The sequence below is a fragment of the Enterococcus sp. NPDC086594 genome (assembly GCF_044746145.1).
GTDB classification, from domain to species: Bacteria; Bacillota; Bacilli; order Lactobacillales; family Enterococcaceae; genus Enterococcus_D; species Enterococcus_D entomosocium.
Map to the genome: position 1 here is coordinate 1 of NZ_JBIVBP010000011.1, position 11,516 is coordinate 11,516.

An 11,516-nucleotide genomic window follows, 5' to 3' on the forward strand; every position below is an offset into this window, starting at 1 on the left:
AAGAAGGCATCACCAACGCAATGATCTATCCTTATTCCAATGGAAAAATAGAAGCGAAGAATACCCACATAAAGACAATGAAACGAGTATCCTACAGATTTAAATCATTCGAGAACATGAGAATTAGAATCTTTTTGATCAGTCAATTAATCAAAGTGAGATAACAAAAAATCTGAGCCAGAATGAGGTTCATTCTGACCCAGATTTGATTTTGCACAACTCATCAGTCCTTATTGACAAATAGCCATTTTTTCCCTTTAGGCCTCCTTCCACGTAAGTAATCTATTCATTTGTTAGGAGAATAGTTTTTTAAACAAAAAATGAGAACACTTAATAATCCACGTTATTAAGTGTTTTTCCTTCAGGTCAATTACTGAAGAATTTTGATGCGAAAATGAGAGAGAATCAACGTTTTTTCTTTTGATACTAATGAGTAGTCTGACTATTAAAACTGTAGAAAGTGTCCTCTTGTTTCACTCATATCTCATTCCATTTGATTACTGATTTTTAATGTTTCTGTCCCTTTATATTAATTGTCCTAATAATCATAAATCTAATTTTTAATTGAACAATGATTTAGTTACGAGTTTATGTACACAAGAATAGAGCAATAAATTTCAATTATGGCATTTAAAAAGAGTGTTCAGGAAATCGTCATTTTCTGAACACTCCATATAATGAAAACTGAAAAAATCACTCAATCATTTTTGAGTGATTTTAATGGTGACCACATTTTTATAGTTTTTTCTTAATTTAGAAATCCATATCGAGATTATGTTAATTTGGGGAAGAATTAACACGCGCACTAATTTTTTATCGTTTCTTAATCGTTTTATAAATGCCGTATGCACAATATAAAATAAACAAGACGGGGATAACGACTAATGGCGTTTTTAGTAATAAATAAGGATCTAAAACACCATTGATTGTACCTTGTTTAACCAAAAGATAGTTACAGTAACTGATCAATTGTAATTGAAATAATAAAATGAATCCGATAAATAAACTATAAATGTATTGTTTCTCCATCTTTTTCTCCTTATAGGTTTTTAAATGAGTAATCCCAATGACTAAAGGTTTTTACAGTAGCGGTTCTAGCTGTCTTTGTTTTGACTCCACTTATATACTCACGCTGTACTACTTTTGTAGATTTGTACACTGGTCTAAAAATTATTTGTTGTCTTTTACCTGCGGGGATATTTATAGAATAAGATACTCCGTAAGTCTTTGATTGCCCAATTGTAATTCCCAACGATGCTCCGATTTTATCGGCACCAATTGGATAACTACCTGAAATCGAAGACGAAACAGATCTACTAGAAGTATTTGAGTTAGTGGCTGACAATGTTGCTTTTCCCTTTCCAGATGGTCCATTTCTCCATGCGCCATAAGATGTACCAGCTGATGTTTTCGATTCAATTCTCCACATTCTATATTGAGCTACTCTAGTATTTACTTGTATGCCTTCCGAGTACAAGTTTGTATCATTATCAAGATTAATTTCAGGAACGTTTAAGTACTCTGCTCCTTCGTCCGAAAAAATTGGTGCATTTTCGTCAGGAAGAATAAGTTCATTAGTTTCTTCCATTGTTTCTGCTTTAGCATAAGTTACTGCACCACCAAAAGCTGTAAATACAGTGGTTGCAACTATTGCTGTTAACATAGTTGTTACGATAGATTTTTTCATTTTGATCCCTCTTTCATTTTTTATACACTAAGTATCCTTGAAATATGAAAAAAATGAAAGAAACGAGAAGTTTACATCATCGGTTTACTACTAAAGGTAAACGAAAAGTTTACTTTTAGTAGTTACTATTACACCTTCAGAATTAAAATTGTCTTCACCATAGAATGGTACTACTCATTTAATAGTTTATCTCTTTCTTGAACTAATCCCTTTTCTTTATCAATCAGTGTCAGAAATATTTTATCAGAATACAGTTCTTCCTGAATTTTACCCCTAAATAGCAGAAATTCTTCCGCATAGTTTAATTTTTGCTGATTGACGCTTCTTCTTTCATTACAAACAGTAAGTAAATTTCGTTTTTTCATTCTTACTCCTACTGATTTTGACGTTATTCAATCTGTTCGATTGAAACTGATCCCCACCCCATATAATTTGCTAAGTGTCCGTATCCAGCATATAAATTTAACGCCAGTGCTAAAATGCTGATAAGCCAAATTAATTTATAGTATGAATTACAGCGCTTATTTCTGACAAATACGAACATACACACAATAATGCCCACTGGAAATATGAACGATGCTAGCGCTGAAAGACCAATTAAAACCAGACTTTCATCTTTTCCCAGCGTATTTCGTAAAAGTTGGAGCTTCTGTTTCTTGCTGGCAATATCTTCATTATTATGTTCAATTTTTTTCTTCAACTTTTCATTCTCATCGAGTAGCTCTCCAATAGAAACTTCATAAAGTTGGCTCAGTAGAATTAAGTTGTCGTAGTCAGGGTAGCCTCGGTCATTTTCCCATTTTGAAATAGATTGTCTTGAAACATTAAGCTTTTCAGCTACAAACACTTGTGAGAATCCTTTGTTTTCCCGATGTGACTTAAGTTTTTCCCCGAGTTCCATCATTAAATACACCTACTTATTATTTTACAACCAGTTTACCATTTGAAATAGTCGTCGTCACGCTCGCATTAGAAGTCATTGTTCCAATCTTGTGTTTGAAGTTACAGATAGCTCTTGATGAATTGCTACTCAAAGAACTTGAAGTAATACTCCCTTGATAAGTGGTCATATTTAAATTAGTTGCAGCTGTAAATTGTTTGTTCGAGTTGACAGTCACATTGTACGATACTAACCAATTACCCGTGCTTTTTTTCGAGACTTTGTATGTCCCTTTACCTACCCTAGTACCGGATGAAATATTTTCAATCATTAGTTCAATAGTTTCTCCCGAGTCATCTATATACGATGACTCGCTTCTAATAGTTGTTGAATCAAGGTCAAATACTAACTCCTCATTTTCGTGCGCAAGTCCCGTTGCTGGAAAAAAAAGAATACCTACTCCTAATATAAATAACGTATATATTTTTTTCATTTCGTTCTCCTATTCTAAATTTTTCTCTTAGTATACATTGTAATAATGGTATTTATAAGTATCGTTCTATTTACACTACGTAAACTTCAGGTTTACATCCCTTCGTAAACCTGAAATGTAAACAGATTAGTCCTTTAAAGTAAATAGATATGTGTCATTATGAAAATGTAAATGGAAAAGGAGTGTGAATGATGAGAAAGAGAATATTTAAAAATAAAAAAACACCATTATTATTTGCCATACTTTCAACAGTTGCATTATCCATAATTATTTTTTTAGTTTTGCCCGGCCTCTTATTAACTAATCCTAAGTCCGAAGAAACTCAAACTATTGTTTTCGAAAACACCATAAGTTATGGATTACGTGATAGTAATGGTCAGATAGTTGATGTAGGTACACAAATAAACCAAAGTGGCTCATCTTCATTTTCAGGGGATCTTGAAATTATCCAAGATATGGAGGGACAATACCTTTATTACTTAAACATATTAAAGGACTTGCATGAAATTCCCTATGAAGTTAATGGAGAAGAAGTTACTTCGGCAAACATATTTTCATTGACCAATAAACAGAAAATAAATATAGACCTTTCAATAGACAATATTTCTGAGGGAAACGAACTAATGATTTTACTTTTTAAATATCCGAAATCGAACGACTCGATGACCTTAGAAAGAAGTTTAGAATACTCAGTTATGGGACTAAGATTCAATTTGACTAACAACAGTACCTATCCTCAGTCCATTAAATTTCTTAATGATAATGATACGAACGATTACAACGCCAGAATTTCAATGGTAAATGTTCAATCTTCAAATGAAGCGATCCTCGAACTTGAAAAAAGATCTAATGACAGTGTGGAGCTTCTTTTGGGACAAACTAGTAATGAGAACAGCAGACACTCAATTCTTCCCTTTGTAAATGGCTCTCTCATAGAAAAAAATGAACTGCCTCCAAACACCGTGTATGAAATCTCTGATAATAAATTGTATAGGATTCCGATTAAAATTCCCGTCACAAAAAAAGAAAACAGTATTTTTCAATTAGTTGATGTTCTGTCGCCATATCAAATGGACGATGGGATATATTCTATTACTGAAATTGATTTCTCAAATCCTATACTCATAAAAAATAGTAAGTAGGTGGAAAAATATGAAAAAAACAGCAAATCTCGTAAATAACTTAATTTTCGCATATTTCGTATATTGTATATACGTCATAATCTCGCCAATAGTTGTTCCGTTTATTTTCCAGTTATTGTTAGCAAAAGAGGTTCCTCTGGATACAGTAAATCACAGTTTCTCTTTCGTGAAAGCAGTATTATTTATTGTTTTCATCTTGAAGGGTAACTTTGAAAATAAAAAGAAAGAAGGTCATCACAATGAAAAAAGCACTATATAAAATGGGGGTACTGGGTCTCTTACCACTTACAACACTACCAGGTTTTGCATACGCCTCTGAAGAAGGTGGAAATATTCAAGAAGAACCAATTTTAGAAGAAATAGTCATCTCGAATAGTGATTCTAGCTCCATGACAGATGGGGTTTCACGGTCTTCCATCAAATGTACTACGACTGCTACAATCCATTACACACTCGCTCCAATAAGTGCAGCGTCCTCTGCAACTGGAGAAGCGGCTAAAATGATGGACAGTATCTTTGTACGATCACGGCTCTACAATTCAAACGGTGTACTGAAAAATGATAAGTCTTCTACTAAAACAAAAACAGCGTATAATTCTGTTAAAACAAATCATGCCCCAGTAAGTGTGTCAAAAAACTATACCTATGCAAATTCAACATTTAAGAAATCAGGTTATTCAACGGTCACTCATGAAGTTAGAGCGAATCAGTAAAGGAGAATCAATAATGAAAAGAAAAATTATACTTTTTACATTCTTGCTAAGCATCTTAGGATTCAATGTCTCGACGACAGCCCTTGCAAGCGAACAAGGAAATCTACTTGAAGTTGTTGACTCAAACGAAGCAACAATGTCGAATGCACTCACACGCTCTTCTATTTCAGTAAAAGGAAATCTATCAAAATCTAATCTAGTTTTTGTGGCTACTTCAACTGCTAGTCAAACACAAGATTCTATCTGGTCGAAATGTGAGTCTTATACATCTGGAAAAAAACTCATAAACAGCGATCAGAATACAGTAAAAAATAGCAAATATGGAAGCGCACAAGCAACGTTTGGTATACTGCACACTAGCCCTAAATCTTTAGGGTATCATCAGTTTAAAAAATCAGGCTACAACACTGTAACATTAACAACAAAATATAATTGGTAAAATGAGAATGCTTTTAATTCAATCACTGAATTAAAAGCATTTTTTGTGAGTATGGAAAATAAGAAATTCTATTTTCAAACTATATCTGTATAGTTACTTACAATAAAAAATAACCATCACTATGAGCAAGGTATCAAATACTATTAAGTATCTGACCACATCCAAGGTTTGTCCAAATACTCATAAATCTAAATTTTCATTGAACAATGATTTAGTTACGAGTTTATGAACACAAAAATAGAGTGATACATATAAATTATAGTATCTAAAAAGAGTGTCCAGAAGTTCGTCATTTTCTGAACACTCTTTGTCGAAAAATTAAGAAGGTCAAAAGCTATTAAATTTCTGCCCATCATATAGCTGTTAAAAAAATCATGAACTGAAATTCTTATAAACACTTTTGTTAATTATTGTTTTTTGTATATCTTTTCAGATGCTTTGCTGTGTATGAATCTTCTAACGTTAATAAGTCTATTGGGTACCCTTGAAACAATACTTTACCTCCAAAGTTCCCCCCGCCAGGTCCCATTTCGATAAGCCATTGAGCCTGACTAATTATTTTGAGATTGTGCTCTAGAACAATCAATGTATTTCCTTTTTGCAAAAGTTTATTCAACAATAATAACAGCCTGTCAATATCCGCCTCATGAAGGCCGGTAGATGGTTCATCTAATATTAGACAGTTAGAAGTATTTTGAGCAATTATTTTTGCTATCTTTAAACGCTGAAGTTCTCCACCAGAAAATGTATCTAGCGACTGCCCCAACTTCATATACTCTAGATGAACATCCATGAGAATTTGCATCGTTCTGATCAATAAGCGATCATCAAACAAATCTACTGCTTTTCGAACTGATAATTGTAAAATATCGTAAATAGTGAAACCATGCCATAAAATAGATAAGGCTTCATCGTTATATCTTTTTCCTCGGCATTTCTCACAAACTTGCTCTGCATCCCCCATAAAAGCCAAATCCATTTTTATCACTCCTTTGCCTTTGCACAGAGGACATGCTCCTTTACCGTTATAGCTGAAAAGAGAGGCACTTTTACCAGAACATTGCGCGTAGATGCTCCGAATTTTATCAAAGACATTTAGATACGTGAGAACATTTGAGCGAATGTTGCCATTTATCTGACTCTGGTCTAATATACTTGCTTCAGGATATTTTTTTTTAAAAAGATAGCGAATGAGTGTGCTCTTCCCAGAACCAGCGACTCCGGTTACAACCGTTAATGATTGTTTTGGCAACACCACAGAAGCGTTTACAACATTGTGCAAACTAACCTCATTTAATTCGTAATAGGAAGAAAATTGTTGTCTTTGTGTATTAACGTTCAACTGATCTGCCAACGCTCTTCCAGTGATGGTGTTCGACTTCAGTAGTTCATCATAGGTTCCTTCAAAGGTGATATTTCCACCGCTATCCCCGGATCCTGGACCGATCTCAATGATATGGTCTGCAATTTGTATAATATCCGGATCGTGGTCAACAAGAACAACAGTATTTCCTTTATCTTTTAACCCCCTAATTATCTTTGCTATTTTTTGAATATCTTCTGGATGGAGTCCAATACTAGGCTCATCAAAAATATATAGAATATCACTAAGGGCACTGTTAAGATGCTTAACCATTTTTATTCTTTGAGATTCTCCACCAGATAATGTTGCTGTTGGACGGTTAAGAAACAAATAACCTAAGCCAACTTCCTCCAAACTCTGTAGTTTCTTACTTAAATCTTTCAAAATCACCTGAACAGCAGAAGAATGAATCCCTTTAATAAATTTGCTTAGTTCAGGAATAGGCATCCTTACACAGTCTGCGATCGATTTTCCATTTATCTTTGCAGAGCGAACAAGTTTACTTACTCTAGTTCCTTGACAATTGGGACATTCTTTCACTTGCAGAATGTGATTTAATGGTGCACTATATTGCGTGCTCTCTTTTTCGATAAAATTTTTGGTAATTCTGGGAATGATCCCCTCATAGCGTGCAGTTTTTGGCCATTTATTCGTAGGATTACTTGGAGTGCTACCGAGATCATTTAGTAAAAGGTCCAATTCTTCTGCTAGGTAATCTTTAATTTTTTTATTGTTATCGAAATTACCAGATTCTGTATACCTAGACAGGCGCCATCCTCCCGATTGAAAAGTAGGAAATTGAATAGCTCCCTCTGATAAAGATTTGTCAAAATCGATTAACTTATCGACATCAATCTCTTTGACCTCACCTAATCCCTTACAAACTTCACACATTCCCTTGGGATTATTAAACGAATAATTCATAGAATATCCAATAAAAGGGGTTGCAACCCTCGAGAATAGCAGCCTTAAACTTGAATATATATCTGTTACAGTTCCAACTGTGGAACGTGCATTTCCTCCTAGTTTCTTCTGATTAATCACAATAGATACTGGTAGATTTTCTATTTTATCAACGATCGGTTGAGAATAGTGAGGTAGTAGCTGTTGGATATAACTCGAATAGGTCTCGTTTAGTAATCGTTGGGATTCAGCTGCTAAGGTATCAAATACCAAAGAAGATTTTCCCGAGCCTGAAACACCTGTTACGACAGTTACTTGATACTTAGAAAGTTTCAGAGAAAGATTTTTTAAATTGTTTGTTTTAGCTCCTTCGATAGAAATGAGATCATTCATCATACCTCAGCCTTTCCGTTTTAAGCGCTTCCAAATATTTCTTTGCTAGTTCAGCGAACTGCTCTTTTTCCTTCCGATTAAAAACTGCATTTGCGACTTCAGATAAGTGTGTATGTCCATTATCAATAGTTGTTAATAAATGACTTCCCTCTTTTGTCAAAAAAGTGAGTAGTTCTCGACCATCTGTATCATTGGGTTTCTGTTGAATATAATTCATTAATTTTAGCTCTTTTAACGCCTTTGAAAGTTTTGTCCTACTAATTCCTAGCAAAACACTCATTTTTGACGGGCGCATCTCAGTTTCAGAATTTAGAATATTTAAAATATCATATTGAAGCCAACTAATTGTTTTAGGATTTAGTCTGGTTCTTTCCGCCACCAATTCACATTGTAAGTTTACTAATACCTCTTCTAAATTATTCATTGAAAACTTCCCTTCAAATTGATTTCTATTTGGAAACTATATCATTTAGGAAATCAGATGTCAAATAGGTAGTCTATCCATCTGGCGCTTATCATTGTTGCGCGTTGATTCCTGCTTAGTCAAGCAGCCTCTTTCGTAGAAAAACGACAAGTTATTGGAATGGCTAAAAAGGAGTCATAATCCAATGAATTTCTGACACTGGAAAACTTAATTATCGGAAATTCATCGGCCCAAACTAAAAATAGAGTACTCAGAAAATAGATATTTCCAAGCACTCTATGTATTAAAATTCTTTCTTTCACTATCAAAGCAAATGATTTAACTCAAACGATCAATTTGAGCAGGACATGCGTACTTGAATTCATTTGTTCAACAGGTTTCCCTCGTTAACCATGGCTGCTTTTCTTAGTGTATGATTCTAAACTAAATTCAGTTTCTTCATAGGGAACATCTTCCGCATGTATGCGATTGTATCGCTGCTTAAATTTTCGAAACCCAAACACCACTAACACTTTCACGATTGCATAAAGTGGTATACCGAAAATCAACCCAAACATGCCGAAAAGTTCACCCATTATCCATAGCACAAAAATAATTGTTACTGGATGGATCACCATATGTTTTCCCATGACCTGAGGTTCGATCAGCTCCCCATTTAATAATTGAACAACGATCCAGACAATGCACAACTGAATGAACATCGTAGGAGACGTCATGATTGCAATGATTGCACAAGGGAAAAAGGCTACAACCGGTCCGATATAAGGAACGATAGCTGTTGCGCCAACAAGAAATGCTAAGCTTCCAGAAAAAGGCATGTCGATAATTAAGAAGCCAATAAAAGTCAATGTTCCTATGATCACACAAACGACTAGTTGTCCCTTTAGATAGGCGCCCACCTGATTTTCCATCGTCCGAAGGATTTCTTTGACTTCATGACGTAATCTAGGGGGGAAGATACCTAAAGAATACTCTACAAATTGACGGTCATTTTTCAATAAAAAGAACGTGATGATCGGCACTGTCAATAACAACAATAGGACATGGGTAATCGTTGAAAACACTTGTGAAGCACCGAAAATAATATTGCCCAGATATACGCCCACATTATTAGAAACTTGATTTATCCAATTCGCCAGAACCTCGAGTCCCTCATGATATGCTTGTTCATATCTAGTATTTTGTATAAAAGTTTCTATTACTCGTTCAGCTTCGATCAAATAATTTGGGAAGTTTTCGATCAATCGTTCAAATTGTTGGATAAGTAACGGCAGTGCGAGGGCAGTTGACAAGATGAAGGCAGCAGTAAGTGTGCATAATGTAATAATAATACTCAGTACTTTTGAAAGTCCTAGCCCTACCAAAAACTTTACAACTGGTTTAAGTACAAAATATAAAACGAGCGTCATAGTTAACGGAGGAAGAACCACCTGAAATACTTTAACTACTGGCTCAATCAAAAAGGTAAGATTTTTGAACAGCAATAGTGTTGCGCCACCTATAAACAGGACCGCTAAGATGTATAAGAGTGTAGCCCCACCCAACATTTGTATCACTTTATGTTTCTTTTTCATTTCTTCTCCCCGTTCTTTCATTATCTAAATCAACCTTCTTTTCTTGTAAAGATTAGCTCACCCCAAATGGACCTTTTCATTTACTAATCTCCCGCACTTGAGGATTCGATGCGATTTGAAATGAAGACAACTTTTATTTAATAATCTTACCATAATTAGTCATAAAAATACCTCTAAGCTATATCTCTAGCCTAGAGGTGTTTTTCAGATTGATTAATGAGCTATCTTCTCTATATTATTTGACAAACTCCCTTTATTATTTTAGTATTTTCAGAACTTTTTATAATCATTCACAATAAATAAATTTTAATTATCAATGAAAAATCAGCCTCCAAAAAAATTATACCGTTAGCTTAAATGAACATAATAAAAAGAGCCTAATCAAAAATGAAAAACAGGTGAAACATTAATGAATCAAGAACTTTAAAGTTTGCAATTCCTTAAATGAATTATTCTTATATTTAGCGACTCCTATTTTATCTAGACATAGATTTCATTGTAGGTTTCTATACACAATATCGAATAGTATTATTAGAAATTTGATTCAAAAAGAGTGTCCAGAAACGATCATTTTCTGAACACTCTTTCTTCCTCTTATCGATTACTTCTTTTACGTTTTTTAATTGCTACAAATACGAGTGTGACTAACAAAGCTCCGACACTACTTAAAATCAGTTGTCCTTTAATCTGTTGTCCAGTTTTTGGTAAATGATTATTTGAATTACCATTGTTCTTAGGATTATGCGCTTTAGTGTTATATACGTACACGACTTCTTCAGCTGCGTCACTGAAAGTACCTGAAGCATTATCTGGGGTTTCTACTACATACCACCCTGGGATCTCTTTGGCTTCGCTTGTATATGGTAACCCTACTTTTCCGCTTAATACCGTTGGGTCTGCCAACTGATTCCCTTCGGAATCTTGATATTTCACTGTGACTGGTGCTGCATCGCTGCGTTCGTACACGTACACGACTTCTTGCCCTGTATCACTGAAGGTGCCTGAAGCATTATCTGGGGTTTCTACTACATACCACCCTGGAATCTCTTTGGCTTCGCTTGTATATGGTAACCCTACTTTTCCGCTTAATACCGTTGGATCTGCCAACTGATTCCCTTCGGAATCTTGATATTTCACTGTGACTGGTGCTGCATCGCTGCGTTCATATACGTACACCACTTCTTGCCCTGTATCACTGAAGGTGCCTGAAGCATTATCTGGGGTTTCTACCACGTACCAACTAGGGATCTCTTTGGCTTCACTTGTGTATGGTAACCCTACTTTTCCGCTTAATACCGTTGGGTCTGCCAACTGATTCCCTTCGGAATCTTGATATTTCACTGTGACTGGTGCTGCATCGCTGCGTTCATATACGTACACCACTTCTTGCGCTGTATCACTGAAGGTGCCTGAAGCATTATCTGGGGTTTCTACCACGTACCAACCATGGATCTCTTTGGCTTCGCTTGTATATGGTAACCCTACTTTTCCGCTTAATACCGTTG

The 11,516-nt window shown here is 34.9% G+C and carries 12 protein-coding genes; 4 read left to right on the forward strand and 8 right to left on the reverse strand.

The features are described 5' to 3' along the window. Nucleotides 1-164 (forward strand): transposase (locus tag ACIPK1_RS13640; RefSeq protein WP_400451186.1); only part of this gene is annotated, 164 nt, incomplete at its 5' end. A gap of 875 nt (nucleotides 165-1,039) precedes the next feature. On the opposite strand, the gene ACIPK1_RS13645 is transcribed toward ACIPK1_RS13640, so the two are convergent. The 4 genes from ACIPK1_RS13645 to ACIPK1_RS13660 all read right to left on the reverse strand — a co-directional run bounded on the left by ACIPK1_RS13645 (nucleotide 1,040) and on the right by ACIPK1_RS13660 (nucleotide 3,060). Continuing rightward, the gene (locus ACIPK1_RS13645; RefSeq protein ID WP_086332757.1) at nucleotides 1,040-1,687 is read right to left on the reverse strand and encodes a hypothetical protein; all 648 of its coding nucleotides are present in this window, start codon (nucleotides 1,685-1,687) and stop codon (nucleotides 1,040-1,042) included. 170 nt (nucleotides 1,688-1,857) lie between these two features. Beyond that, on the reverse strand, nucleotides 1,858-2,052 hold the full coding sequence (locus ACIPK1_RS13650; RefSeq protein WP_086332758.1) for a hypothetical protein: 195 nt from the start codon (nucleotides 2,050-2,052) through the stop codon (nucleotides 1,858-1,860). Nucleotides 2,053-2,075: 23 nt separating this feature from the next. Beyond that, entirely contained in the window at nucleotides 2,076-2,588 is a 513-nt protein-coding gene (locus ACIPK1_RS13655) for a helix-turn-helix domain-containing protein (RefSeq protein ID WP_086332764.1), read from the reverse strand. A gap of 19 nt (nucleotides 2,589-2,607) precedes the next feature. Next, nucleotides 2,608-3,060, reverse strand: coding sequence for a DUF5626 family protein (locus ACIPK1_RS13660; RefSeq protein ID WP_400451148.1), 453 nt, complete (start codon nucleotides 3,058-3,060; stop codon nucleotides 2,608-2,610). Between the two features lie 191 nt (nucleotides 3,061-3,251). Here ACIPK1_RS13660 and ACIPK1_RS13665 point away from each other — a divergent pair, with 191 nt between their 5' ends. From ACIPK1_RS13665 to ACIPK1_RS13675, 3 genes are all read left to right on the forward strand, one after another. Further along, the gene (locus ACIPK1_RS13665) at nucleotides 3,252-4,202 is read left to right on the forward strand and encodes a hypothetical protein (RefSeq protein ID WP_400451150.1); all 951 of its coding nucleotides are present in this window, start codon (nucleotides 3,252-3,254) and stop codon (nucleotides 4,200-4,202) included. Nucleotides 4,203-4,441: 239 nt separating this feature from the next. Further along, nucleotides 4,442-4,915 carry a hypothetical protein gene (locus ACIPK1_RS13670; protein ID WP_207462992.1) on the forward strand — a complete coding sequence of 158 codons (474 nt, stop codon included), beginning with the start codon at nucleotides 4,442-4,444 and terminating at the stop codon, nucleotides 4,913-4,915. Nucleotides 4,916-4,928: 13 nt separating this feature from the next. Beyond that, entirely contained in the window at nucleotides 4,929-5,354 is a 426-nt protein-coding gene (locus ACIPK1_RS13675) for a hypothetical protein (RefSeq protein WP_086372436.1), read from the forward strand. 403 nt (nucleotides 5,355-5,757) lie between these two features. Here ACIPK1_RS13675 and ACIPK1_RS13680 read toward each other — a convergent pair whose 3' ends face one another. The 4 genes from ACIPK1_RS13680 to ACIPK1_RS13695 all read right to left on the reverse strand — a co-directional run. Continuing rightward, the gene (locus ACIPK1_RS13680; protein ID WP_400451187.1) at nucleotides 5,758-8,013 is read right to left on the reverse strand and encodes an ATP-binding cassette domain-containing protein; all 2,256 of its coding nucleotides are present in this window, start codon (nucleotides 8,011-8,013) and stop codon (nucleotides 5,758-5,760) included. Continuing rightward, a complete protein-coding gene (locus ACIPK1_RS13685) occupies nucleotides 8,006-8,437 on the reverse strand; it encodes a MarR family winged helix-turn-helix transcriptional regulator (protein ID WP_400451152.1) in 432 nt (143 codons plus the stop codon). The genes ACIPK1_RS13680 and ACIPK1_RS13685 overlap by 8 nt, the downstream gene beginning before the upstream one ends. Nucleotides 8,438-8,823: 386 nt before the next feature. Then, nucleotides 8,824-10,011 (reverse strand): AI-2E family transporter, encoded by a 1,188-nt coding sequence (locus ACIPK1_RS13690; RefSeq protein WP_400451153.1) that lies wholly within the window; start codon nucleotides 10,009-10,011, stop codon nucleotides 8,824-8,826. Nucleotides 10,012-10,605: 594 nt separating this feature from the next. Further along, on the reverse strand, nucleotides 10,606-11,516 hold a 911-nt coding region (locus ACIPK1_RS13695; RefSeq protein ID WP_400451155.1), incomplete at its 5' end, for a MucBP domain-containing protein.